At 67.0% G+C, this 23127-nt stretch carries 27 protein-coding genes and 1 pseudogene; 17 read left to right on the top strand and 11 right to left on the bottom strand.

Annotated elements, in window-relative coordinates; genetic code table 11:
* Positions 1–84: 84 nt before the first annotated feature.
* Entirely contained in the window at positions 85–426 is a 342-nt protein-coding gene (locus tag ABLE92_RS08340) for a histone-like nucleoid-structuring protein Lsr2 (protein ID WP_348804310.1), read from the bottom strand.
* Positions 427–634: 208 nt separating this feature from the next.
* The gene (locus ABLE92_RS08335; protein ID WP_348804309.1) at positions 635–1153 is read right to left on the bottom strand and encodes a hypothetical protein; all 519 of its coding nucleotides are present in this window, start codon (positions 1151–1153) and stop codon (positions 635–637) included.
* Between the two features lie 43 nt (positions 1154–1196).
* On the opposite strand from ABLE92_RS08335, the gene ABLE92_RS08330 reads away from it, so the two are divergent.
* The 7 genes from ABLE92_RS08330 (at position 1197) to ABLE92_RS08300 (ending at position 6962) form a co-directional block, all read left to right on the top strand.
* Positions 1197–1388 (top strand): hypothetical protein, encoded by a 192-nt coding sequence (locus tag ABLE92_RS08330; protein WP_348804308.1) that lies wholly within the window; start codon positions 1197–1199, stop codon positions 1386–1388.
* A gap of 10 nt (positions 1389–1398) precedes the next feature.
* Complete coding sequence (trhO, locus tag ABLE92_RS08325) at positions 1399–2283, top strand: oxygen-dependent tRNA uridine(34) hydroxylase TrhO (RefSeq protein WP_348804307.1); 885 nt, start codon at positions 1399–1401, stop codon at positions 2281–2283.
* Positions 2280–3392: a CobW family GTP-binding protein gene (locus ABLE92_RS08320; RefSeq protein ID WP_348804306.1), complete on the top strand. Its 1113-nt coding sequence runs from the start codon at positions 2280–2282 to the stop codon at positions 3390–3392. Before trhO ends, ABLE92_RS08320 begins: the two co-directional genes overlap by 4 nt.
* A gap of 194 nt (positions 3393–3586) precedes the next feature.
* Positions 3587–4660 carry an N-acetylmuramoyl-L-alanine amidase gene (locus tag ABLE92_RS08315; protein ID WP_348804305.1) on the top strand — a complete coding sequence of 358 codons (1074 nt, stop codon included), beginning with the start codon at positions 3587–3589 and terminating at the stop codon, positions 4658–4660.
* A 32-nt stretch (positions 4661–4692) separates the two neighbouring features.
* A complete protein-coding gene (locus tag ABLE92_RS08310) occupies positions 4693–5628 on the top strand; it encodes an SDR family oxidoreductase (protein WP_348804304.1) in 936 nt (311 codons plus the stop codon).
* 6 nt (positions 5629–5634) lie between these two features.
* Positions 5635–6408 carry a fructosamine kinase family protein gene (locus ABLE92_RS08305; RefSeq protein ID WP_348804303.1) on the top strand — a complete coding sequence of 258 codons (774 nt, stop codon included), beginning with the start codon at positions 5635–5637 and terminating at the stop codon, positions 6406–6408.
* Positions 6408–6962 (top strand): nucleosidase, encoded by a 555-nt coding sequence (locus ABLE92_RS08300; protein WP_348804302.1) that lies wholly within the window; start codon positions 6408–6410, stop codon positions 6960–6962. The genes ABLE92_RS08305 and ABLE92_RS08300 overlap by 1 nt, the downstream gene beginning before the upstream one ends.
* A gap of 37 nt (positions 6963–6999) precedes the next feature.
* Here the strand turns inward: ABLE92_RS08300 and ABLE92_RS08295 are convergent, their stop codons facing one another.
* The 4 genes from ABLE92_RS08295 to ABLE92_RS08280 all read right to left on the bottom strand — a co-directional run bounded on the left by ABLE92_RS08295 (position 7000) and on the right by ABLE92_RS08280 (position 11301).
* A complete protein-coding gene (locus ABLE92_RS08295; RefSeq protein ID WP_348804301.1) occupies positions 7000–7872 on the bottom strand; it encodes a DUF6542 domain-containing protein in 873 nt (290 codons plus the stop codon).
* Positions 7873–7931: 59 nt separating this feature from the next.
* Positions 7932–9107, bottom strand: coding sequence for a DNA recombination protein RmuC (locus tag ABLE92_RS08290; protein WP_348804300.1), 1176 nt, complete (start codon positions 9105–9107; stop codon positions 7932–7934).
* An 80-nt stretch (positions 9108–9187) separates the two neighbouring features.
* Positions 9188–9742 (bottom strand): methylated-DNA--[protein]-cysteine S-methyltransferase, encoded by a 555-nt coding sequence (locus ABLE92_RS08285; protein ID WP_348804299.1) that lies wholly within the window; start codon positions 9740–9742, stop codon positions 9188–9190.
* 11 nt (positions 9743–9753) lie between these two features.
* On the bottom strand, positions 9754–11301 hold the full coding sequence (locus ABLE92_RS08280) for an AlkA N-terminal domain-containing protein (RefSeq protein WP_348804298.1): 1548 nt from the start codon (positions 11299–11301) through the stop codon (positions 9754–9756).
* Between the two features lie 130 nt (positions 11302–11431).
* Between ABLE92_RS08280 and ABLE92_RS08275 the strand changes: the two genes are divergently transcribed.
* Genes ABLE92_RS08275 through ychF form a run of 3 tightly spaced genes read left to right on the top strand, consistent with a single transcriptional unit; the run spans position 11432 to position 14083 of the window.
* Entirely contained in the window at positions 11432–11695 is a 264-nt protein-coding gene (locus ABLE92_RS08275) for a hypothetical protein (protein WP_348804297.1), read from the top strand.
* A gap of 44 nt (positions 11696–11739) precedes the next feature.
* A complete protein-coding gene (locus ABLE92_RS08270; RefSeq protein WP_348804296.1) occupies positions 11740–12954 on the top strand; it encodes an AI-2E family transporter in 1215 nt (404 codons plus the stop codon).
* Positions 12955–13003: 49 nt separating this feature from the next.
* Positions 13004–14083, top strand: a complete 1080-nt coding sequence (gene ychF / locus ABLE92_RS08265; RefSeq protein ID WP_348804295.1) for a redox-regulated ATPase YchF — start codon at positions 13004–13006, stop codon at positions 14081–14083.
* Between the two features lie 19 nt (positions 14084–14102).
* Here the strand turns inward: ychF and ABLE92_RS08260 are convergent, their stop codons facing one another.
* On the bottom strand, positions 14103–14654 hold the full coding sequence (locus ABLE92_RS08260; RefSeq protein WP_348804294.1) for a GNAT family N-acetyltransferase: 552 nt from the start codon (positions 14652–14654) through the stop codon (positions 14103–14105).
* Between the two features lie 63 nt (positions 14655–14717).
* Between ABLE92_RS08260 and ABLE92_RS08255 the strand changes: the two genes are divergently transcribed.
* The 3 genes from ABLE92_RS08255 to ABLE92_RS08245 all read left to right on the top strand — a co-directional run bounded on the left by ABLE92_RS08255 (position 14718) and on the right by ABLE92_RS08245 (position 15702).
* Positions 14718–14915 carry a type II toxin-antitoxin system VapB family antitoxin gene (locus ABLE92_RS08255; protein WP_348804561.1) on the top strand — a complete coding sequence of 66 codons (198 nt, stop codon included), beginning with the start codon at positions 14718–14720 and terminating at the stop codon, positions 14913–14915.
* Positions 14912–15280 carry a type II toxin-antitoxin system VapC family toxin gene (locus ABLE92_RS08250; RefSeq protein WP_348804293.1) on the top strand — a complete coding sequence of 123 codons (369 nt, stop codon included), beginning with the start codon at positions 14912–14914 and terminating at the stop codon, positions 15278–15280. The genes ABLE92_RS08255 and ABLE92_RS08250 overlap by 4 nt, the downstream gene beginning before the upstream one ends.
* Before the next feature lie 92 nt (positions 15281–15372).
* Complete coding sequence (locus ABLE92_RS08245) at positions 15373–15702, top strand: DUF7716 domain-containing protein (protein WP_348804292.1); 330 nt, start codon at positions 15373–15375, stop codon at positions 15700–15702.
* A gap of 211 nt (positions 15703–15913) precedes the next feature.
* Here the strand turns inward: ABLE92_RS08245 and ABLE92_RS26130 are convergent, their stop codons facing one another.
* On the bottom strand, positions 15914–16366 hold the full coding sequence (locus tag ABLE92_RS26130; protein ID WP_496560781.1) for a hypothetical protein: 453 nt from the start codon (positions 16364–16366) through the stop codon (positions 15914–15916).
* A 97-nt stretch (positions 16367–16463) separates the two neighbouring features.
* On the opposite strand from ABLE92_RS26130, the gene ABLE92_RS08235 reads away from it, so the two are divergent.
* The 3 genes from ABLE92_RS08235 (at position 16464) to ABLE92_RS08225 (ending at position 18418) form a co-directional block, all read left to right on the top strand.
* Positions 16464–16877 (top strand): SDR family NAD(P)-dependent oxidoreductase, encoded by a 414-nt coding sequence (locus ABLE92_RS08235; RefSeq protein WP_348804290.1) that lies wholly within the window; start codon positions 16464–16466, stop codon positions 16875–16877.
* Between the two features lie 55 nt (positions 16878–16932).
* Positions 16933–17370, top strand: coding sequence for a VOC family protein (locus tag ABLE92_RS08230; protein WP_348804289.1), 438 nt, complete (start codon positions 16933–16935; stop codon positions 17368–17370).
* A gap of 112 nt (positions 17371–17482) precedes the next feature.
* Positions 17483–18418 carry a glycoside hydrolase family 43 protein gene (locus ABLE92_RS08225; protein WP_348804560.1) on the top strand — a complete coding sequence of 312 codons (936 nt, stop codon included), beginning with the start codon at positions 17483–17485 and terminating at the stop codon, positions 18416–18418.
* On the opposite strand, the pseudogene ABLE92_RS08220 reads toward ABLE92_RS08225, so the two are convergent.
* Together ABLE92_RS08220 and ABLE92_RS08215 are read right to left on the bottom strand one after the other, a co-directional pair.
* A pseudogene (locus ABLE92_RS08220) lies at positions 18419–20043 on the bottom strand (cation:proton antiporter domain-containing protein).
* A gap of 131 nt (positions 20044–20174) precedes the next feature.
* The gene (locus ABLE92_RS08215; RefSeq protein ID WP_348804288.1) at positions 20175–21140 is read right to left on the bottom strand and encodes a pseudouridine synthase; all 966 of its coding nucleotides are present in this window, start codon (positions 21138–21140) and stop codon (positions 20175–20177) included.
* A 58-nt stretch (positions 21141–21198) separates the two neighbouring features.
* On the opposite strand from ABLE92_RS08215, the gene ABLE92_RS08210 reads away from it, so the two are divergent.
* Positions 21199–21711, top strand: coding sequence for a nitroreductase/quinone reductase family protein (locus ABLE92_RS08210; RefSeq protein WP_348804287.1), 513 nt, complete (start codon positions 21199–21201; stop codon positions 21709–21711).
* A gap of 6 nt (positions 21712–21717) precedes the next feature.
* Here ABLE92_RS08210 and ABLE92_RS08205 read toward each other — a convergent pair whose 3' ends face one another.
* Entirely contained in the window at positions 21718–23082 is a 1365-nt protein-coding gene (locus ABLE92_RS08205; RefSeq protein WP_348804286.1) for a diacylglycerol/lipid kinase family protein, read from the bottom strand.
* Positions 23083–23127 lie beyond the last annotated feature (45 nt).

Genomic DNA, 23127 nt, shown 5'->3' with positions numbered 1-23127 from the left:
GCGCGAGGCGTCGGCGTTGGCCTTCTTCCGCGAGTCGGTCACGCACTCGACTGTAATGGGTGCGGCGCGGACCCCGTCGTCGGCTCAGTGGGCGGCTTCGAATGCCTCGAGGACATTCGCCGGGATGCGACCCCGGTCACTGATCTCGAAACCGTTAGCCACCGCCCACTTGCGGATGGCCTGGGTCTGCTCCTTGCTGCGGGCGCCGCCGACGATGCGACGCTTGGCGGCCACCGCACGACCGGCATCCGCGGTCCGCGAGACCTCGAGATACTTCGCCACCGCATCACGGAATTGCTGAGCGTGCTTGGTCGAAGTATCGAATTCGTACTCCTTGCCGTCAATCGCCCAGCGCACCGTTTCGTACTTGTCGAGAACCTTGCCGTCGATGTCGTCGACGATCTGGACGGACTGAACCTTTGCCATGTCAAATCTCCTGAGTCTGCGTGGGCAAATCGCTGTGGACAAATCGTGGGGACGCGTCTCGGTGAATGTCAAACCCTCTTCCGGAGACGGCTCCTCTGAGTTACCGCTGCCAGCGTCGATCATAGCCCCCGACTTTAAGACTTGGCTGAATTCGTGGACGTGAGCCTTACTGATTTTCGCTCCGTCGATTCGGTTATGATTCGGCGAATCAACTGGGGGTGGCGGTTGTCGATGGAATGGAATCTGTATCACTGGTTCCGATCAACGCCGCCGGGGCTCGTTCGTTTGCGTATATCTTGCGGTAACCCGTTGTGGTGAGCGCGAATCCGGTATCCGAACTCGATTCCAGGCAGTAAGTTCCATCGGTCTCGACCAAGCATGAGAATCGTCCGATTGCGATAGTCGTTCCGAAGTCGACTATCGCCGAACGGTAGAGCACCGTGGTGTCGTCGGCGCAGGCGCCGCGCTGGGGTCCGGAGGAGTCCAACACGGCGAGATTTGCCTCCCACTGGCACCCGGAGGGGGTCGACGCCGGCGGGTTTCCCTCGGCCGGCTGATCGTTGAGCCGACAGGCGAGTGTTGTGTTGCCGTTGACGCCGGTTGAGCAATTGACCGTGCGGTCGGGGGTGGAGAAATGGAAACCCGATGTCTGTTCCAGTGGCTGCTGCGGCCCGGTGGCCCCATCGTGATATCGAGAATTATCGGCGCGGGGTGCGAGTGAGATCACTCGGCCGATACTCCAATCGGGTAACTCGGTGGCGGTCTCCGCTATGCGGGGGGTCGATGACGACGAGGAACTCGATGTGTCCGATTCGGTTGTCAATTGGTCGGTCGGCGGCAGCACCAACGAGGTGGATTCGGTGTCGTTCGACATCGCACACGCGGTGATCACTGCGCCGGCTCCGACGATGAGCGCGGCACTCGCCGGGAGTGCCAGACGCCGACGTCGTCGAACTCCGTAATCTGACAACTGTGTCGACCCCCAAGATCGTCCTGTTCTATGTGTTCACCCCCTTGCCGGATCCCGAGGCGATTCGACTGTGGCAGCAGACGCTCTGTGAGTCGCTCGGGCTCCACGGCAGGATCATCTTGTCACCTCACGGCATCAATGGCACCGTGGGCGGAAATCTGGCCGAGGTCAAACGTTACGTCAGAGCGACCCGCGGTTACCGGCCATTCGCCGATGCCGACATCAAATGGTCCGAGGGCATCGGTGATGACTTTCCGCGATTGTCCGTGCGCGTGCGCCCGGAGATCGTCACCTTCGGTGCTCCGCAGGAGGTCGCCGTCGACGTGCACGGCGTGATCGACGGGGGAACCCGGCTCAGTCCCACCGAACTCCACGAGCTCATCGCCGCCCGGGGCGACGACGTGGTGTTCTTCGACGGCCGCAATCGCATCGAATCGTCCATCGGGCGGTTCGCCAACGCCATCACCCCGGATGTGGAGACCACGCGGGACTTCCTTCCGCTACTCGACAGCGGCGCATTCGACGATCTCAAGGACCGGCCGGTGGTCACCTACTGCACCGGCGGTGTCCGCTGCGAGGTACTCACCGCACTCATGCGCCATCGCGGGTTCGAGGAGGTCTACCAACTCGACGGCGGCATCGTCACCTACGGGGAACAGTTCGGCGACGACGGGCTCTGGGAGGGATCGCTGTACGTCTTCGACAAGCGGATGACCGTCGACTTCACCGAACGCGCCACCGTGATCTCCACCTGCGTCGAATGTGGCAGTCCGACAAGTAATGTGGCCAACCATCCCGACCGGCTGGGACGCGATCTCGCGGTGATCTGTGCCGAATGTTATTCGGCGAGTGCGGAATCGGTGTCCGGCCTCGTCGGGGAGCGATGAGTCGAGCCCCCATCCCGGTCATCGTGGTCGCCGGGTTCCTCGGATCGGGCAAGACGACCCTGCTCAACCATCTCCTGCGCACCGGAGGTGCGGCGTCCGGTACGCGAATCGGTGTGCTGGTCAACGACTTCGGGGCGGTGAACATCGACGCGATGCTCGTCGCCGGGCAGGCGGACGGGGCGGTCAGCCTCACCAACGGCTGCATGTGCTGTTCGGTCGACCGTGACGGTCTGGAAGCGGCGCTGGACTCGCTGTTGCGACCGTCGGCACGTCTGGACGCGATCGTCATCGAGGCGAGCGGGATCGCCGAGCCGAAGGCCCTGATCCGGATGGTCGTCTCCGCCGCCGATCCACGGATGCGCTACGGCGGTCTGATCTACGTCGTCGACGCCGCCATGTTCGAGCGTATCCGGACCGAGCATCCCGAGATCGACGGCCACGTGGGGGTTGCCGATCTGGTGATGGTCAACAAGGCCGATCTGGTCGACGCGGACGCCCTGGCGCACCTGCGCACCGCGCTGGCCGAGCTGAATTCGACCGCGGCGCAGGTGACGGTCACCGATGCCCGGATCGACCCGCAGGTGTTGTTCGATCCGGTGGCGGCCGACGGTGCGGGCACGGCCGGCCCCGGCCGTGGACCGCAACAGTTGACGCTCGACGCGCTGCTCGCCGAATCCGACGACCGTGCCGGTGGCCCCGATCCCGACGACCATCATGCCGACGACCACGTCGGCCATGGCCATCCGCACCCGCACCTGCACGATTCGTTCACCTCGGTCCACTTCGGCACCGACGAGGCGATGGACCCACGAGCTCTGGCGGCCTTTCTGGAGCGGCCACCGGCCGGCTGCTACCGCATCAAGGGAATCGTGTGGTTCGATCTGCCCGGACACCGGCAGCGGTTCGTCGTGCACGGGGTCGGGGGATTCGTGGAGGTCCGGCGCGAATCGTGGTCGGGTCGTCCACGATCGACGTCGCTGGTGGCGATCGGTGCGGGGATGGACGAGCAGCAGGTGCTCACGGGGCTGCGGGCGGCCGTCGCGACAGCGGCCACCGGCGACGATGAACACGGCATTCTGCACATCACCCGACATCTGCCGACGCGGTGACCGTCGCCGCTCGGTCTCGGCGCAGTCCGCGTCACGTCACAGCTGGCTAACGAATCCGATCGGGTCAGGTCACCGATTTCCCCTTCCGGACCAGGACTGTTTGACTGTGTGACAGCTGTGACTATTGTGGCCACTGTTGCTGGATGGAAGGAGTGTGGTGCGACTGCCGACCGGGCATGCGCACCCGTACCGCAATGACCCAGACACGATTCTCGCGACTGCGGCTGTCGATCGCGGCGGTCACCACCGCCACCCTGGCCGGTTCGGCGCTGCTGACCGCGACAACAGGAACCGCACCCGCCGCGGCGGCCCCGACGGTAGGAGCCCTGACCGGCAAGACGATCTTCCTCGATCCCGGTCACCAGGGCAGCGCCGCCGGACATGACCTCGCCAAGCAGGTCCCCGACGGTCGCGGCGGCACCAAGGACTGCCAGACCACCGGCGCGACGGGAGTCAACGGCACACCGGAGCACACGGTGAACTGGGACATCGCCCAGCTGGTGAAGGCCGGACTGGAAAGTCAGGGCGCCCGCGTGGTGCTCAGCCGCAACGACGACACCGGCTGGGGAGGATGCGTCGACGAGCGGGCCGCGGCGGCGAGCCGCTCGGGTGCGGCCGTCGCGGTGAGCCTGCACGCGGACTCCACGACAACCGGATCGGATGCCACCAAGAAGGGCTTCCACATGATCGTGCCGACGCTGCCGGTGCCGGACGCCACGGTCAACCAGGTCCAGGGCAGTGGCGGACGCACCGCGTCGAACCTGATGCGCGATGCGTTCCTCAAGGCCGGGTTCCCGGCAGCCAACTACGCCGGGGTCGTCAACGGCATCCAGACCCGCTCCGACATCGCGGCGGTCAACCTGACCAAGGTGCCCGCGGTGTTCATCGAGATGGGCAACCTGTCCAACCCGCAGGAAGCCGCAGCGTTGTCCGGGCGTGACGGCCAGCTCAAGTACTCGATGGCCATCACCGACGGCATCCTCAACTACGTCTCGGGTGCTGCGGCCACCTCGGGGTCGAGCGCCCCGACGACAAGCGCTCCCGGCGCGGCGGCGACCACACCGCCGACGACCACGACCACGCCGTCGGGGGATGACTCCGAACTCTCGGCCGTGCTGCCGTTCATCCAGAAACTGCTGGGCACCGAGGATCCGGCCGAGATCGCCCAACTGATGCTCACCGAAGGGCAGGACGCCTCCGCGCAGGTGCTCAACGCGATGCTCGAGGTGATCTACGGGCTGTTCGGTGGAAAGCTCCCGATCGGCTGAGTGATCCGAACCCCCACGATTAGGGTCGAGGCATGGCACTTCGAGATCTCGTCTGGATGGCTCCGCCCGTACCGACCCTGCGCGGGCGCCGGGTCCTGATCACCGGAGCGGCGAGCGGGATCGGTCTGGCCACCGCGCGCGCCGCGGCGCGTGAGGGCGCCGAACTGGTTCTCACCGACCTGCACGCGGATGCGCTCGATCGTGCCGTCGCCGACCTGGTGGGCGACGGCGCGAGTGTGGTGTTCCATGCCGCCGGCGACGTCTCCGACTTCGACTGGGTGTGCGGGTTCGCGCGGGAGGTCGACGCGGAGGTCGGCGTGATGGATGTGGTGATGAACATCGCGGGCGTCTCGGCGTGGGGAACGGTGGAGAATCTGGAGCACCGGCACTGGCGCACGATGGTCGACGTGAACCTGATGGGGCCCATCCACATCATCGAATGCTTTGTGCCGCAGATGGTCCGGCGGGGTCACGGTGGTCAGCTGGTCAACGTGTCGTCGGCGGCCGGGCTGCTCGCGTTGCCCTGGCATGCCGCCTACAGCGCCTCGAAGTTCGGGATTCGTGGGGTGTCGGAGGTGCTGCGCTTCGACCTGCGGCGTCATCACATCGGGGTGTGCCTGGTCTGTCCCGGCGGTGTGGACACCCCGCTGGTCAACACCGTGGAGATCGCCGGCATCGATCGCGCGGATCCGCGGGTGGCCCGTCAGATCGACAACTTCCACAAGGTCGCCGTCAGTCCGGACAAGGCGGCGTCGTCGATCATCAAGGGCATCAAGAAGAATCGGTTCCTCGTCTACACCTCGTTCGACATCCGGTTCGGGTACTGGTGGGCGCGCAAATTCGCCCTGCCCTACGAAATCGTCATGCGGATCGCCAACGACCGTTTCGCGAAACTGGCCCGGATCAGCGCCTCCGCCCGGGGCGAGGCGGTCGACTCCGACTCCGGGATCGGCTCCCCGCAAGGCTGATCTCCATTGACCGACAACGTCTTTCGGAAGTCGCGTCGCGGCTCCGATCCCGACTTCTTTGCCGCCGAAGCCGCCGGCCTGCGCTGGCTGGCGGCGGCCGGCGCCCCGGTCGTCAAGGTGATCTCGGTGTCCGACGACGCCATCGAGCTCCGTCGACTGGCCGCAGCACGACCCGACCCGGTCGCGGCCCGCACCTTCGGGGCCGCACTCGCGGCGATGCACGATGCGGGTGCGCCGGCATTCGGGTCGCCGCCGCCGGGATACACCGGCCGCCAGTTCATCGGGGAACGCCCACTGAGTTCCCGCACCCACGACCGGTGGGGCGAGTTCTACGCCCGCGAGCGGGTCGAGCCCTACCTCGACACCGCGGTGCGGGCCGGGTACCTCACGCGCGCGGACGAACGGCTCACGCGACGCGCCTGCGAGGTGATCGCCGACGGCGTCTTCGACGACGACGAGGCGCCCAGCCGTCTGCACGGCGACCTGTGGAGCGGGAACGTGATGTGGACACCCGACGGGGTGGTGATGATCGATCCCGCCGCCCACGGCGGGCACCGCGAAACCGACCTGGCGATGCTGGCACTGTTCGGTGCGCCGCAGCTGTCGGCGATTCTCGACGGCTACCTCGCGGCCCATCCGTTGCGCGCCGGATGGCGGGAGCGGATACCGGTGCATCAACTCCATCCGCTCGCCGTCCACGCGGCCGGGCACGGACCGTCCTACGGCGACGAACTGGGGCGGGCGGCGCGGGCGACGCTGGACTTGGCGACAATCATCTGATGCACACCGATTCCACGGTCCTGATCGTGTCCGCCACGCGGTCGGAGGCGGCTCACGTTCCCCCGGGCGCCCGTCTGCTCATCACCGGCATCGGGAAGGTGGCCACCTCACTGGCGCTCACCCGTGAACTCGCGACCGGACCCGCGGTCCGCGAGGTCGTCAACATCGGGACCGCCGGCGCCCTGCGCACCCACCACAGCGGGCTGTTCGTACCGTCGGTGGTCGTCGAACACGACATCAGCAGCGCCGAACTGATCGCGATGGGCTATCCGGTCACCGACCGCTGGGATCTTCCCGAGGGCGACGGCACGGTACTGGCGACCGGCGACACCTTCGTCGCCGACCCGGCCCACCGGGACCGTCTCGCCGAGCAGGCCGACCTCGTCGACATGGAGGGCGCCGCGATCGCCCACGTCTGTGCCGCGTTCGGCGTCGGATGCCGGTTGGTCAAGGTCGTCACCGACACCGCCGACGAGGGGGCGATGGACTGGCCGGCGCTGGTCGACGACGCGGCCGCGCGTCTGGGGACGTGGCTGACCGACACCGTGCTCTGACTGACACCGTGCTCTGACCGACACCGTGGCCTGGGGTTCAGGCGCGGTTGCCGCCCTCGCGGCTCGTCCGATAGGGCGCCGCGCCGGCGGCCCGGGGTTCGTACCGATCGAGATCGGCGGCGGCGGATCGGGCACGTCGGCGACCGGGGTCGGCGGATTCGGTTGCCGCGACCGGACGTTCGGTCCCGCGCGGCGGGGTCTCGCCGGCGGGGCGACGGGTCGACGGACTCGCCGTGGCGGCCACCGCGGTCGGTTCGTCGGAGCGTCGGCGTCGGGGACGCTCACCTGCGCGCGCCGCCCGTGTTGCGCTGCTTTTCTGGGCGCGCACCGTATCTGGGCGTGGCGACTGCTGACCGGCGGCGTCGGCCCGGGCCCGGCTTCGGCGACCGGGCTGGGCCTCGGGCGCCGGCGATGCGGACGCACGACGCCGGGTGGGTGTGCGCTTCGCCGGGGCCTTGGCCGGGGTCGGGGTGGACGCGGGACGCGTCAGGTACCACCGCAGCAGCACCAGGATCAACGTCACCACGAACGTGATGGCCATCCACGGGAAGTTCGCGGCGATCGGCAGCAGCACCTTGAGCACCAGCGACCGCAGGCCAGACGAATCGTCGGCGTTGAGTCCGTAGAGCGCGAGCATGCCGACGACGAAGGCGATCAGCGGAGGCTGAGCCGCCGCGGTGAACAACGCGCGCCGACGCACCGCCAGCGCAGCGAGACAGCAACCGACGAGCAGACAGAAGTTGAAGGTCGCACCCAGGCTGTCATTGTTCTTCGCGTCGATGACGGCACCGATCGCGGTCAGGATCGTCGCAATGAGGACGGCGCCCCACCAGGGCACACCACGGACGGTCGGCAGCACCGACTGCTGATCCAGTGGTACCGCGGAGGAGCTTCGTTGCGGAAAGGGCACCCCTAGACGGTACCGGTTGTGGGCTGCTTTCCCGGCAACCGACGTGTCGTGGTGATCCGTCAGGTATCGATGCCGACGCCGTGTGTCCGACTCGCGGTGCGGATGGGATCGTCGACATGACGTGGTGCCGTCGGCTCGGGCAGATCGCCGAGCGCCTCGAGGGAGGCGAGTCGGCGGGCCGTCACACCCACGCGCGAATCCAATGCCCCCACGGTCGAGTTGTACGCCTCGACGGCCCGACGAAGGCCCACGCCCACGCGATCGAGGTGGCCGAGGACGGTCTCGAGTCGGTGATGCAATTCGACGCCGAGTTCGTGGATCACCGCCGCGTCGCGGGCCATCGCGTCGTGACGCCACCCGAGGGCGACGGTCCGCAGCAACGACACCAGGCTCGACGGGGTGGTCAGGACCACATTCTTGGTGATGCCGAATTCGATGAGTGTCGGGTCGGCGCGGGCCGCCCACTCGAGCACGCCGTCGGCCGGCACGAACAGCACGACGAGTTCCGGTGACTGGTCGAAGGCCGACCAGTACGCCTTCGACGACAACGCCGAGATGTGCGACCGAACCGCCCGGGCATGATCGGACAGCAGATCCCGACGCATCTCGGGATCATCGCAGTCGGCAGCCTGCAGGTAGGCCTGCAGCGGCACCTTCGCGTCGACGACGATGTCGCGGCCCCCGGCGAGGTGCACGACCATGTCCGGGCGCAGATCCCCGGTCAGCGTGGATCGCACCGAAACCTGCGTGTCGAAGTCACAGTGACGGGTCATGCCGGCGAGTTCCACCACCCGCTCGAGCGCCACCTCGCCCCACCGGCCGCGCAGGTGCGGGGTGTGCAGCGCGGTGGCCAGCGCCTGGGTCTGATCACCGAGACGCATCGACGCCACATGCATTCCCCGCACCTGTTCGCTGAGTCCCGCGTAGGCGCTGGTCCGGTCGCGTTCGACGCGACGGAGCTCGTCTCCCATCTGCCCGACCAGCGAATGCAGTGGTTCGACGATGTGGGTCAGTTGCGCGCCGATCGCGGCCGACTGCCGCCGCGCGGCGTCCTCGGAGGCCGCGGCCAGGGACTGGCCGACGAGATCCTGCGACGACCGCAGCGCCTTGGCCTCGGCGCGCGCCGCGGCGACGGCACCGGCGGATCGTCCGGTGCATGCGAGCCAACCGAGCAACACGCCGAGTGCGACGCCGACGGCGAGTCCGATGACGAGAGCGACGAGGGTGGAGGTCATGGCCACGATCCTGTCGGATGCCACCGACAGAAATCGTCCGACAGAAACCTCCGACCACCACCATGCGCCTCGTCGTCGGGTCAGTTCGTGGCTGCAGCGGCCTCGCGGTCGATCAGCCGCTGCTTGAGCTCCACCCCGTAGCGGAAACCGCCGAGTTTGCCGTCACGGCGCAGGACTCGATGACAGGGGACGAACAATGCCGCGGCGTTGCGGGCGCACGACGTGGCCGCGGCGCGTATCGCGGCCGGTTCGCCGGCGAGCTCGGCCAGATCGGAGTAGGTGACCGGCGCGCCGGCGCGCACGGTGCGCAGCGCGGTCCAGGACTTCTCGAGGAACGGTCCACCATGCTGGAACACCGGGACCGACTGTGGTGCGTCGTGCTCACCCGCGTAGTACGCGTCGACGACGTCACCGATCGCCGACAGGCAGGCGGACCGGCCGATGTCGGCCGGTCGCAGGTCACGATGGACGAGTTGGAGGAGGTACTCGGGTTCCGACGTCCAGCCGGACGCCAGAACAGTGCCGGAATCGTTCACGACGACGGTGAACGGTCCGTCGGGGGTGGACACCGTCGTCCAGCCGGCCGTGGGCGTCGCGTCGGTGGTGTCGGAGCTGTCGGGTGCGGTGATCGTCATCGGGGGTCCTGTCAGTTCGGGGATGTGGTGGAGAGCAGCGGTGGTGGTGGCGTCGACACGCTCGGTGCCGGTGTGGCGGGTGCGGGTGATCGGGGCAGCAGGCGATGGCGCCACAGATGCATGGACGCATACGACCGCCAGGGCGCCCACCGGAGGTGATCGTCGAGGTCGAGACCGAGATCGTCGGCGGCGTGCCGGATCACGAGGTCGTGGCGGAGCAGGATGTCCGGGTTGCCGGTGACCTGCATGGTGACGTAGTCGGCGGTCCACGGACCGACACCGGGAAGCTCGAGGAGGTGCGCACGTAGATCTGACGCAGCTGCCCCCGCATTCGGTTCCACCGAATTTTCGGCAATCGCCCGCGCGGCGTGGACGACCGCGTCGATCCGACGGCCCGGACCGCGTAGCACCTCGGTGCCGTGTTCGGCGATGGCGGTGGGCGTGGGGAACTGCCGCCACGAACCGTCCGCCCATCCGGTGGGCTCACCGAGCGCCTCGACCAGGCGGGTGATGTGCGCACGCGCCGCCTTCACACTGATCTGCTGGCCGATCATGGTGCGGATGAGGGTCTGTGCGCCGTCGTCGGTTCCGGGCACCCGGATGCCGGGTGCGGCGGCCACCAGCGGCGCCAGGGCCGGATCGTCGGCGAGGACGTCGGTGGCGGCCACGATGTCGGCGTCGAGATCGAACATCCGCCGCACCCGGTTGACGGCGACGCCGAGATCGCGCAGATCCAGATGATCGAGGACGACCCGCAGAAACCCCGTCGCGGGCCGTATCTCGGCGAGTGCGGGTCCGTGGGGCAGGCTCAGCACCCGGCGATGGGTCCACGTGCCGTCGGCGTCGACGTCGAGCTGTTCGAGTCCGTCGACGGCGTGTGCCCCCAGATACCACCGGAACCAGGAGGGGTCGAAGGGGTCCCGGAAGGCCAGACGCAGTGAGACCCCCGACGCCGACACCCCCGACGCCGACCCGGTGCCCGACCGCCCCGGACGCAGACTGCGCAGTGCCCGTGGCGTCAACGCGAACACCTCGCGGATGGTGTCGTTGAACTGACGCACGCTGCTGAACCCGGCGGCGAAGGCGACGTCGGCCATGGGCAGGTCGGTGCACTGGATGAGGACCCGGGCATTGGCCGCGCGGTGCGCGCGTGCCAGGGCGAGCGGACCCGCGCCCAACTCGGTCGTGAGTACCCGGGTGACGTGGCGTGGTGAATAGCCCAGTCGGGCGGCCAGGCCGTCGACACCTTCGCGTTCGATGGTGCCGTCGCCGATCAGTCGCATCGCGCGTGCCGACAGATCCTCGCCGAGATTCCATCGGGGTGATCCGGGTACCGCATCGGGCAGGCAGCGTCGGCAGGCACGGAAACCGCGGGCCACAGCGCTCGCCGCGGTCACGACGAAGTCCACATTGTGTGGCCGGGGTGTCTGCGCCGGGCAGGATGGCCGGCAGTAGATGCCGGTGGTGCGGACGGTGACGAAGAACTGGCCGTCGAAGCGCGCGTCGCGCGCGCACAGTGCGCGGTAGCAGCTGTCGAAATCCAGGTCGGTCGTCGTCACCCCTCCACTCTGGCATTCCCGGACGGGAGAAATCTGGCGGGAATCGGACACGGCCTCGCCGGGGATCTCTGGGCCCAACCAGTTTACCGATTTGGGTGACGTAGATCATATTTCATGTCACGATGTGCGCATGGGCACGTACTTTCGCGGCGTCCGACAGAGTCGGGGCGCACACATGGACCTGCACGACTTCCCCGAGTGGGGACTGGACATCATGCGCGGCCTGTACGGCCCGGATACCGTCGCCGCGGAATGTGAACGCGGGCGCGCGCGGACCCGGCCCGAGCCGCCGCCGGCGGACCCGCCCGAACCCGCCATCACCGCCCTGGAGGCCGAACTCCTGGCGTTCGACGCGCTCGGTGCATTTTTCATGCGGCTCGTTCGTCGTCGCTGAGACACCCGCGTGCCCGGGTGTGCCGGGTATGTGAGGATCGACGCGTGACCGCAACTGGCGACGCGACCCCGGCCGGACCCCCCGAGAACCCGACCCCGCCCACGCGGCTGCGGGTGCTGCTCGACGGACTGCGGTCATCCGCCGTCGTCGGAGCACAATTCGTCATCGTCGTCGCCGCCTTTGCCGTGCTGATGTGGGTCGTCGGCCGCGTCTGGGTGGTCCTGTTGCCGGTCCTGCTCGCGATCATCGTCTGCACGTTGCTGTGGCCGCCGGTGCGGTGGATGCGTGACCGCCACGTCCCGGCGGCCGCGGCCTCATTGGTGATGATGCTCGTGGGGATCGGTGTGCTCGCGGGGGTCATCGCGGTGATCGTGCCGTCGATCGTCGATCAGTCGCCGCAGCTTGCCGACGGCGCCGTCAAGGGGGTCCACGAGCTGCAGGACTGGGTGCAGGGGCCGCCGTTCAATGTGCGCGACGAGCAACTCAACGACGCGGTGGCCGCGATCACCAGCAAGGTGAAGTCGAGTGCGAGCACCATCGCGGCCGGTGTGTTCACCGGTGTGGGCACCGCGACGTCGATGCTGGTGACCGTGTTCACCACGATCGTGCTGGTGTTCTTCTTCCTCAAGGACGGGCCGAAGTTCGTGCCGTGGCTTCGTCGGACGGTGGGCCACCCGGCCGGCGCGCACATCGGGGAAGTGTTGCAGCGCATGTGGAATGCGCTCGGAGGTTTCATCCGGACCCAGGCGATCGTCAGCTTCGTCGACGCCTCCCTGATCGGTATCGGCCTGCTCGTCCTGCAGGTGCCGTTGGCCGGTGTGCTGATCGTGATCACCTTCCTCGGCGGGTTCATCCCGATCGTCGGTGCGTTCGTCGCCGGGGCCCTCGCGGTGCTCATCGCGCTGGTCTCCAATGGATTCACCACCGCGCTGATCGTGCTCGCCATCATCATCGCCGTGCAGCAACTCGAGGGAAATGTCCTGCAACCGTGGCTGCAGGCGAAGTCGATGGATCTGCATGCGGTGATCGTGCTGCTCGCGGTCACGCTCGGCGGCAGCCTGTTCGGCATCACCGGCGCGTTCCTCGCGGTGCCGGCCGCGGCAACGATCGCGGTGATCCTTCGCTACCTCAACGAGCAGGTCGCCCTGCGCGCCGGGGAGACCCTGCCGCCGTCGGGGGAGCCGGACGACGGGGACGGCGATGACGATGGCGGCGATCCCGTCGATGACCCGGAACCGTCCGGCGCGCCGGCCACCTGAGGTGAGGGCGCGGCCTACCGCCCGCCCGCGGCGGATAGACTGATCGCCCGTGAGTCTTACCCTCGGTATCGTCGGATTGCCCAACGTCGGCAAGTCCACCCTGTTCAACGCTCTGACCCGCAACGACGTGCTGGCCGCGAACTACCCGTTCGCGACCATCGAACCCAACATCGGAGTGGTCGAGCTGCCCGACGCCCGGCTGGGTCGCCTCGCCGAGATCTTCGGCAGCGAACGCATCCTGCCCGCGACGGTGTCCTTCGTCGACATCGCCGGCATCGTGAAGGGTGCCTCCGAGGGTGAGGGGATGGGCAACCAGTTCCTGGCCAACATCCGCGAGGCCGACGCGATCTGTCAGGTGGTGCGCGTGTTCGCCGACGACGACGTGGTGCACGTCGACGGTCGCGTCGATCCGCTCGCCGACATCGAGGTCATCGAGACCGAATTGATCCTCGCCGACATGCAGACCCTGGAGAAGGCGATCCCGCGGCTGGAGAAGGAGTCGCGCAAGAACAAGGACCTCGCCGAGACCCTCGCCGCCGCCAAGCAGGCGCAGGAACTCCTCGACAGTGGCAAAACCCTGTTCGCGCAGAAGGATTCGTTTGACCTCGGGTCGGTACGCGAACTGCACCTGATGACGGCCAAGCCCTTCCTCTACGTCTTCAACGCCGACGAGTCGGTCCTCACCGACGACGCGAAGAAGGCGCAGCTGCGCGAGACGGTGGCGCCGGCGGATGCGGTGTTCCTCGACGCCAAAGTGGAGAGCGAACTGCTCGAACTCGACGAGGAGGATGCGCAGGAACTGCTCGACTCGATCGGGCAGGACGAGCCCGGGCTGCGGTCGCTGGCGCGTGCCGGTTTCCACACCCTCGGTCTGCAGACCTACCTCACCGCCGGACCAAAAGAGTCCCGCGCGTGGACAATTCACCAGGGTGACACAGCCCCCAAGGCGGCCGGCGTCATCCACACCGACTTCGAAAAGGGCTTCATCAAGGCCGAGATCGTCTCCTTCGGTGACCTCGACGACGCCGGCTCGATGGCTGCAGCCAAGGCCGCGGGCAAGGTGCGCATGGAAGGCAAGGACTACGTCATGGCCGATGGTGATGTGGTCGAGTTCCGGTTCAACGTGTAGTTGGTTCCGATTCAACGTCTCACGTTTCACGCGGGGCGACGCGACTGTAGACAAACATGTCACGGTCCTCGGACCCGACGCGCTGCCAGCAGCGCAGCAATCCCTCCCGGTCGAATCCGCAGCTCTCGGCGGTGCGCCAGGAGGCCGCATTCTCCGGTTCCACGTGCAGTTCAAGGCGTGCCACTTCCGGAAATGTGAAAGCCCAGTCGGACAGCGTGGCCAATGCCGCGCGGGCAAACCCACGGCCGCGATGTGCTTCGGCGATCCAGTAGCCAGTCGAAACGCGCCCTCTTGCGATGTCGCGCGTCCAGAGGCTGATCTGCCCCACGGCCACGTCGGTGTCAGCAGCGGCGGCCGCGAACGAGTAACCAACTCCGGCGGCAAGCCTCGCGTGCTGACGATGGATGTAGTCGACTGCGTCTTCGGTGGAGCTGGACCTGCGGACCGATGTGATCAACGGAATCAGCGAGTCGTGCGATGCGGCGACGACGAACGGAACGTCGCCGTCGGCGAATGGACGCAGCCGCACGCCGCCACCGCGGAGTACAGGAACCCCGGACGGCATGGGCATGTGGCGACAATCCCGACTTCCAGGCATCATTGACGACATAGTTTGATGCGAATGGAGATGCAGATGCGCACGACGGTGACCCTTGACGACGACCTTTTGGCGAAGGCGGCCGAGCTGACCGGGGTTCACGAGAGAGCGGCGCTCATTCGCGAGGGGTTGCAGGCGTTGATCCGCATGGAGAGTGCGCGTCGCCTTGCTGCGCTCGGCGGTACCGATCCGGCGGCCGCGGCCGCTCCGCGTCGTCGTTCGTCCGTCGGATGATCCTTGTTGACACGTCGGTCTGGATCGACCATCTGCATACCAAGAACGAACGCTTGACCGCACTCCTCGGTGAAGACGAGATCGGTTGTCACCCAATGGTGATCGAGGAACTGGCGATGGGATCGATCGCGAACCGGGACACGGTGATCGATCTGCTCGGCAATCTTTTCCGATTTCCCTTTCTCACTCATGTGGAGTTGCTGCACCTGGTCGAGGCTCGGCAACTCTGGGGTCGCGGATTGAGTCCGGCCGACGCTGGATTACTCGGGTCGGTGCTTCTCGTCGATGGCGCGACACTGTGGACGAGAGACAAGCGGTTGAGCGCGGTGTGCGAAGAGGCCGGGTTGGATGCCGTGATCGGGTGACGTTTATCGATGCCGTTATCCGGTCGAGTTCCGGTTCAACGTGTGACGCATGCTCGACGCACCCGGCGTTCGCCGCGTGCAAGGATCGAGAGGTGATCACGAGTCTCGGGGACGCGCTGCGGGGCGCGGCTTCCCTGCCCTGGACACATGCGCTGTACGCGCCGGTCGCTGCCGATTTCAGCGACGAGCGCCTTTCGGTCCTGGTCTGGGACGTCGACGACGTCAGCGACGATGACGACCTGCCCGAAGCGGCCAGAGCGCTCGGTTACGAGTACGTGCTCGGCGTGGTCGACCTCCAGGGAATCGTCGCCAATGCGTGGGATCAGAGGCCGGAGGCGAACGTGGCGGATCTTCTGGTCGCATTCCGGCACTACGTTGATCGCGATGCGTTCGTGGACTGGTCGTCCGGCTCCCCGCACTAGATGCCGTTCGGTGGTGCGACCCGGTGGAGTTTCGCTTGAATGTATGTTTGCCCTCCAGTTCAGGTCCTACTCCACACGTCGACCGGCTCCGCCCCGCTGCAGGCTTTGTCTCGGTATCACGATGAATGGACTGCGCCGCCATTTCTGACAATTCGCCGTGTCAATTGGCGATGGTGTTGATGATGTCACATCTCCTTTCTTACCCACCGGTTCATCCGTAGTCTCCCGTGGCAATTGCGGTGCGCGCCGGTCGGGGTAATTCATTGCTGCTGCGAACGTCATTGCGATCACGTTCTGGAGCCTGAATGTGCGATGTATGACCCGAAAACGGCGGCACGACTGCATGTTTCGCCAACTGACTGAGGAGATGACACCGATGGAATATCACGGCCGCACGGCACTCATCACCGGCGCGAGCGCCGGTATCGGTGCCCAGTTCGCGAAAACCCTGGCGGCGAAAGGGACGAATGTCATCTTGGTGGCGCGTAATGAGGTCGCACTCAAGGAGTTGGCCATGTAGCTGCAGGATCAGCATGGCATCCGGGCCGAGTACATCGCCCAAGACCTGTCGAGTGTGAATGCCGCCGATGGCCTGATCGCCGAGGTCGATCGCCGCGCACTCGACGTTGGTGAGGTCGGTGAGGAGTCCGACGTTGAGCCGCACCTGATCCCGAATCCTCATCGGGTCCGAATCCACCAGGTCTGCGTGAATCGCGAAGCCCGCGTTGTTGATCAGGATGTCGACCGTCTACCTCAAGCGTATGACCGACAAGGGTTCCGGCGCGATCGTCAATGTGTCGAGTGTTGCTGCCTTCCAACCGGTTCCGCACCTGGCGGTGTATGCGGCGTCGAAGGCGTACGTGCTGTCGTTCAGTGAGTCATTGTGGTGGGAGAGCCGGCGCCGCGGGGTGAAGGTGCTCGCCGTGTGTCCGGGTGCGACCGACACCGGTTTCTTCGAGGTGGCCGGTGCCGACCGGGATGCCGTGGGCCCGCGTCGCACCACGCAGCAGGTCGTCGACACCGCCTTGCGCGGGCTCGAGACGGGGAAACCGAGCGTCGTCGACGGATTGCTGAACGTCATCGGCACCACCATCAGCCGTATTGCGCCTCATCGGCTGGTCATTGCGGCGGCAGAGCTGGCCGTGCGGCAATCCTTGCGAACCCTGAAGAACTGAGCCGACGACTCCGAAGGCAGGGGAAGAAATCTCGCCCCGCAGTAAGGTGTCGCCCATGGCCATCACACTCGAGAACGTCGGCATCGCAGTCGAGGACATCGACGCCGCGATCGCCTTCTTCACCGACCTCGGCCTCACCGTTGTCGGGCGGGACACGGTCAGCGGCGAGTGGGCCGACACCGCCGTGGGACTCGACGGCAATCACGCCAAGATCGCGATGCTGCAGACCCCGGACGGGCACGGCCGCATCGAGCTCTTCGAATACATCCACCCCGAGGCGATCGCGACGTCACCCACCCTGCCCCACGAGATCGGCATGCATCGCGTCGCCTTCTGCGTCGACGACATCGATGCGGCCCTCGAGGTGGCCGCCGGGCACGGGTGCCATCCGCTGCGCGGCGTCGCCACGTACAACGACGTCTACAAGCTCACCTACCTGCGCGGTCCGAGCGGGATTCTCGTCATGCTCGCCCAGGATCTGACCAAGGGCTGACACCTCGGGCCGGCGCCATCGCGCATAACGATGTGGTGCGCCCGAGGCCGAAGTGATGCGCGGTGAGCCGGTCCTCACCGATACTGCTCCGGTGAGGTATCCCGCTCGAACCATGCTGTTCATCGCGTCGGTGGCGTTGCTGACCGTCGCCGCGCTGCTGATCGCTGTGCCCGGAGTCGGTGCGGCGGCACCGCCCGCCGGGTGGCGCTACACGATGGTGGCGTTCAGCAACGCCAGCGACCGCGCCATGGACGTCTACGAATCGTCCGACGGCACCACGTATCACCTGCTCAAGAAGGACGCGTTCACGCCTCCGGCCGGTAGCGTGCGCGATCCGAGCATCTTCCGCCATTCCGACGGGTGGTACTACGTCACCTACACGACGGCCGACGGGGCGAACATCGGGTTCGCGCGCAGCAAAGACCGCATCAGCTGGACATTCCTGCAGAACCACCCGGTCCCGCTGTGCTGCTTTCTGCTTCCCGGCACGGGAGATGGCACCGGCTCGCTCGGGTCGGCGGGGTCGGTCGACATCCCGTCGCTCTCGCCGTTCACCACCAAGGCGTGGGCTCCCGACTGGTTCGTCGACGGAGGTCGGGTCCACGTCATCCTCTCGATGTCGACCGGCGGTGGCTTCGTGCCCTACCTGATGACCGCCAACGATTCGTCGTTGCGATCGTGGAGTGCGCCCGTCCCGATCCTCGGCATCGGCGCAGACCACATCGACACCACCATCGTCAAGGTGGGATCGACCTATCACGCATTCACCAAGAACGAGACCCACAAATTCGTCGAACACGCGGTGTCGTCGTCGCTGATCGGTCCGTATTCCTTTGTGACACCCGGCAATTGGGGAACCTTCGTGGAAGGCCCCGAGGTCGTCCAGTTGCCGAACGGGGCCTGGCGCATCTACCTGGACTCCTACAAGTCCGGGAAGTATCTCTACTCCGACAGCGGCGACGGGATGCGGACCTGGACGGCCCCGTCGGTACTGCCGGAGGTGTCGGGCATCGTGCGACATGCCGGGGTGATGCGGGAACCGGCGTGATCATCGGTCGGTGTCGTCCCCTGTGGCGCGCGGCGGCTCGTCAGGTGGCGGCTCCGTCGCGCTGCGACCCACCTGATCTGCCAGTTCCAGGCCGGCACCCGAGTACACGTTGAACGCGATGTCGACGCCGTGGTCCTTGGCCCATTGCACTTCGTCCTCGTATCGAGCGGCCGACGCGATGCGACCGCTGAAACCGGACTTTCGCAGGCACTCGAGCGCGACGACGTTGGCGCTGTGACTGGGCATGGCCAGCACCGCGTGCCGGACCGAGTCCGAATGACGTAGCCGGATCCAGAAGTCCAGGTCGGTGGCGTCGGCCTCGATGACCCGGATTCCGCGATCGGAGAGTCGCTGAATCCGGCTGCCGTCGTAATCGACGCCGACCACCCGCAGACGGTGTTGCTCGGTCAGGCGCTGGTAGGCGGCAAATCCGACGCGACCCATGCCGATGACGACGACCTCGGCGTCGCCGGCGTCGCCGGGCCGTTCCTCTGGCTGCAGAGTGTGTTCGTCCTGGTCGGGCAGGCGCGCCACGATCTTCTCCGCGAGCACATTCGCACGCCCGTTGACCAGCGCGGAGATGACGAAGCTCAACGCGACGGCGATGGACAACTCTACCAGCCAGGCCTGGGTCAGCAGTCCGGCACTCACCCCGACGGACACCACGATCAGGCCGAACTCCGAATAGTTCATCAATCCCAGTCCGGCCAGAATCGCGGTGCGATACCGCAGCTTCAGCACGGCCAGCAGTGCGGTGTAGCCGATCGCCTTCATCGGCAGCAGCAGCATCATCAGCAACGCGACACCGATGGTGGGTGCGTCGGGGAGGCCGGTCAGGCCGATCGACACGAAGAACGCCACCAGCAGCAGTTCCTTGATGTGGAACAGCGACCGGGACAGTTCGGTGGCGGCCGGGTGCGAGGCGAGCAGGACACCGACGATGAGCGCTCCGAGATCGCCCTTGAGCCCGACCGAGGAGAACCACACGTAGCCGGGCACCAGTGCCATGACGAGCCGAAGAGTGACTGCATCTCACCGTGGCCCAGGCGGCCCCAGATCCGGCGGGCGATCAGGGTGACCGGCCACAGAGCCACCAGCGTCAGTGCCCACGGGCTGGGCGCGTGACCGCTGGTGGCCGTCAGGAAGATCACGGCGATGAGGTCCTGCATCACCAGGATGCCGATGCAGACACGCCCGTACAGCGAGTGCGATTCGCCGCGTTCGTCGAGGATCTTGACGACGAACACCGTGCTGGAGAACGACAACGCAAAACCCAGCAGCGCGATGGTCGTCAGGCTCGCGCCGGAGAGCATCGTCACGCCGACGACCGCGGCCAGCCACAGGAACGCACCCCCGAGGACGACGCTGACCACCATGTGGATCGAGGTGGTCAGCCACACCTCCCGGCGCAGCAGGATGCGCACGTTGAGCTTGAGACCGATGGCGAACAGGAGCAGGGTGACGCCGAGATCGGCGAGGGTGTCCAATCCCGAGAGATGTTCGACGTGCGCCGCGTTGAGCACGAATCCGGCGGCCAGGAAACCGACGAGCGGCGGCAGGCGCATCGCGAGGGCGAGGCCGCCCAGCCCGAAGGTGACGACCAGATAAATGGCGACGACGCTCATACGTCCCCCTTTCTCCCTCGGTGGGTGACGATCACGACCGACGACGACCGGCGGTCACGACCGCCCGCGGTGCGCTGCTGACGGACTCTCAGTATCGACGATGCGTCACCCGGCATGAACGACCCGTCGGCTCAGCCGTGTCGCACGGGCACCTCGCTCAGCGTCCGGCGGGTGACGAACCGGCGCCCTCGTCCGGTCAGTGGATCGGTGAAACCCAGTTCGCGGGCCAGCAATTGGAGGGGCAGCCGATGATCGTCGGGCTCCTCGGGTTGCAGGTCCGGATACCAGCGGTCGCCGAGAATGCCCAGGTCGAGAGCGGCGAGGTGGACGCGCAGTTGATGCATCCGTCCGGTGTGGGGTCGCAGCCTCGTGTGGACGACGGCCCGTCCCGAGGCGCTGGTACCGGTACCGTGCACCTCGATCAGTGTCTCCGCGTTGGGTTCTCGTGCGTCGTCGACGATCACCCGCAGTTCCCCACGGCGCGAACAGATGTGGTTGCGGTACACGAACGGAGTGGCGTATCGCGCCGGGATCGGCGGGTCGGCGTCCCAGGCGGCGGGCCGCCCCGAGACCGCCTCGTAGACCTTGGCGACCTCCCGCTTCTCGAACAGCGACTGGTAGGCGCCGCGTGTCGCCGGCCGGGCCGAGAACATCACCAGCCCGGCCGTCGCACGATCGAGCCGATGGATGGGCGTCAGGTCGGGGTTGTCGAGGCGGATGCGCAGTCGGACGAGGGCCGACTCCCGAAGGAAGCGGCCGCCCGGTGTGGTCGGCAGGAAGTGTGGTTTGTCGATGACGACGAGATCGTCGTCGACATACAGGATCTGCTCGTGAAACGGCACCGGCTCCTCGGCCGGCAGTTGTCGGTAGTACCAGAGGAATTCGATTGTGCCCAGCGGGGTCTCGCGTGTGATCGGCGTTCCGTCGTCGTCGACGATCTCGCCGGCGTCGAATCGTCGGCGTAGGTCGTCGGCGTCGAGGTGCTCGAACCGCTCGACGACGAAGTCGGCGATCGTCGACCACGGTCCCGACGTCGGGACGCGCAGACGCGTGGGACCGACACCGTCGCGGACCGGCAGGGGAGCGGACGGGGCCATGATGGGGAGGCTATCGGATACGCTGGCCGGTCCACACCGGCGCACTACACTCGGCGGCATGACGTTCGACCGGGCGGTCCGCGCGCTCGTCACCCGCCGTGGCGACGCGTTGCGCGCGATGTATGCCGGCGGCAAGGGCAATGGCACCGCACGACGGTTCGCCCGGGTCTGGGCGTGGGCGTTCGGCAAGGGCCTCATGCCGGGCCGACGCTGGGTGACGCTGGAGGTGCCCGGCCGAAAGACCGGGAATCCCACCCGGTTTCCTCTCGGAATGGCCACCGTCGACGGGCAGGACTATCTGGGCGCGATGCTGGGCAACGACTGCAACTGGGTGCGCAACGTCCGCGCCAACAACGGTGACGCGATCATCGAGAGACGCGGGCGACGTCAGGTGCACCTGGCGGAGGTTCCGGTGGCGGCGCGCCCACCCCTGCTCAAGGCCTACCTGCAGCAGGTGCCCGGAGCGCGTCCCCACATACCGGTGGCCTACACACAACCTGTCGCCGACTTCGAGTCGATCAGCGCGGACTACCCCGTCTTCGCGGTCCGGGCCGCGCGCCCGGTCGATTGAGGCGGATCAGCGAACGGCGCTGTGCTGCACCGCGATCTGGACGATCGCCCGCAGATCCACGTTACGGGCCCGGCGGCGCGACTCGGCCAGCGGATTGTCGGCGGGCACCAACAGACGCAGACCGCGGTGATGACTCCGGAACACCAGGGGAGTGGCGAGATCGAGTGCCTCGCCGTCGATTCCCGCATACGCCTGGCCGCCTCGGGCGCGCACCTCGAACTCGTCGGTGGTGAACTCGTGCCATGCCGGGCTGGTCTTGCGCAGACCCACCGCCGACAGTGCGACCAGGCGGGCGGCGTCGGCGCCGGTCTGTGCCGAGACGGCGACCACCCCGAGGGTGCCGGTGTCCATCCGTCGGCGGCTCCCGGCGTCGAACAGCGCACCCGAGTACGGATTGTTGGACACCAGGATCAGGAAGGACCCGTCGATGTCACGGCCGTCCGGGGTGCGGAACTGCAGATCGAAGGGTTGCGCCGTGCTGCCGAGGAGTTCGGGCAGCATGGCCGCGGTGGTCTGGGCCTTCTCGTTGCGGTAGGAGTCCTGCTGCACGATCGTGGCGTACACGCCGAGCGAGACGTTGTTGACGAAGACGCGGTCGTTGACCGTCGCGTAGTCGACGTGCCGTTGCACCCCGTCGACGAACGCCGTCAGATTCGTGCGCGGATCGAGTCGGTCGAGGCCGAGATCGAGGGCGAAGTGATTGCGTGTTCCCGCGCTCACGCACACGAACGGGACGTCGTGTTCGACGGCCACCGAGCACACCAGCGCCTGCGAACCGTCGCCACCGGCCATCCCCAGACAATCGGCACCCCGGGCGATCGCATCACGGGCGAGTTGTTCGAGATCGTCGCCCGGCGCCAGGACGATCGTCTCCACCCCCATGCCGCGCGCCTGCTCGACGAGACCGAAACGCTCGACCTTGCCGCCGCCGGACTTGGGATTGCAGATCAGCACCGGATGGCGTGGCCGCAACGGTTGGTGCAGCCGGTCGAGTTCATGCAGGTGCGGTGTCAGCGCGTGCCGGGCGCAGGCGGTGGTCACCGCGAAGAGTCCGAGCGCGACGAAGGCCATGATGACGAAGCGTCCGGTGTCGACGATGGCGAGCACCAACGCGATGATGACGACCGCCAATCCGAGGATCGCCACGGACGAACCGATGATCCGTCGCCGGGCGCGTTCGGTGATCGCGAACCAGGCGCCCGCGGCGGCGATCGCCAGACCGAGCAGTCCGAGCACGAAGTACACGCCGTGGTGGAACAGGAACACCACGGTCACGACGATGAGCGCCGCGCCGGCGATCAACGCGAGGACGGCACTGAGTCGTCGTTCGGCGCTCACCGGGGCCGGTGCGTCGGTCCGGTCGGTCTGCATGAAGATTCCTTTTCGTCACGGGCTCGGCGTGTTGCCGCCAGAAGT

This window comes from Gordonia oleivorans (genome assembly GCF_040044975.1).
In the GTDB taxonomy this organism is placed as follows: Bacteria; Actinomycetota; Actinomycetes; order Mycobacteriales; family Mycobacteriaceae; genus Gordonia; species Gordonia oleivorans.
The sequence above is the reverse complement of the archived record's forward strand: the minus strand, read 5'-3'. Positions and strand labels throughout refer to the sequence as shown.

Excerpts from the sequence above, each read along its gene's own strand:
- ABLE92_RS08290 (WP_348804300.1), bottom strand. The coding sequence starts at position 9,107 with ATGACCTCCACCCTCGTCGCTCTCGTCATCGGACTCGCCGTCGGCGTC.
- ABLE92_RS08250 (WP_348804293.1), top strand. The coding sequence starts at position 14,912 with ATGATCCTTGTTGACACGTCGGTCTGGATCGACCATCTGCATACCAAG.
- ABLE92_RS08205 (WP_348804286.1), bottom strand. The coding sequence starts at position 23,082 with ATGCAGACCGACCGGACCGACGCACCGGCCCCGGTGAGCGCCGAACGA.
- ABLE92_RS08225 (WP_348804560.1), top strand. The coding sequence starts at position 17,483 with ATGCTGTTCATCGCGTCGGTGGCGTTGCTGACCGTCGCCGCGCTGCTG.
- ABLE92_RS08235 (WP_348804290.1), top strand. The coding sequence starts at position 16,464 with ATGACCGACAAGGGTTCCGGCGCGATCGTCAATGTGTCGAGTGTTGCT.
- ABLE92_RS08340 (WP_348804310.1), bottom strand. The coding sequence starts at position 426 with ATGGCAAAGGTTCAGTCCGTCCAGATCGTCGACGACATCGACGGCAAG.
- ABLE92_RS08275 (WP_348804297.1), top strand. The coding sequence starts at position 11,432 with ATGGGCACGTACTTTCGCGGCGTCCGACAGAGTCGGGGCGCACACATG.
- ABLE92_RS08300 (WP_348804302.1), top strand. The coding sequence starts at position 6,408 with ATGCACACCGATTCCACGGTCCTGATCGTGTCCGCCACGCGGTCGGAG.
- ABLE92_RS08310 (WP_348804304.1), top strand. The coding sequence starts at position 4,693 with ATGGCACTTCGAGATCTCGTCTGGATGGCTCCGCCCGTACCGACCCTG.
- ABLE92_RS08230 (WP_348804289.1), top strand. The coding sequence starts at position 16,933 with ATGGCCATCACACTCGAGAACGTCGGCATCGCAGTCGAGGACATCGAC.
- ABLE92_RS08260 (WP_348804294.1), bottom strand. The coding sequence starts at position 14,654 with ATGCCCATGCCGTCCGGGGTTCCTGTACTCCGCGGTGGCGGCGTGCGG.
- ABLE92_RS08215 (WP_348804288.1), bottom strand. The coding sequence starts at position 21,140 with ATGGCCCCGTCCGCTCCCCTGCCGGTCCGCGACGGTGTCGGTCCCACG.
- ABLE92_RS08315 (WP_348804305.1), top strand. The coding sequence starts at position 3,587 with ATGACCCAGACACGATTCTCGCGACTGCGGCTGTCGATCGCGGCGGTC.
- ABLE92_RS08285 (WP_348804299.1), bottom strand. The coding sequence starts at position 9,742 with ATGACGATCACCGCACCCGACAGCTCCGACACCACCGACGCGACGCCC.
- ABLE92_RS08320 (WP_348804306.1), top strand. The coding sequence starts at position 2,280 with ATGAGTCGAGCCCCCATCCCGGTCATCGTGGTCGCCGGGTTCCTCGGA.
- ABLE92_RS08255 (WP_348804561.1), top strand. The coding sequence starts at position 14,718 with ATGCGCACGACGGTGACCCTTGACGACGACCTTTTGGCGAAGGCGGCC.
- ABLE92_RS08330 (WP_348804308.1), top strand. The coding sequence starts at position 1,197 with ATGCGGGGGGTCGATGACGACGAGGAACTCGATGTGTCCGATTCGGTT.
- ABLE92_RS08210 (WP_348804287.1), top strand. The coding sequence starts at position 21,199 with ATGACGTTCGACCGGGCGGTCCGCGCGCTCGTCACCCGCCGTGGCGAC.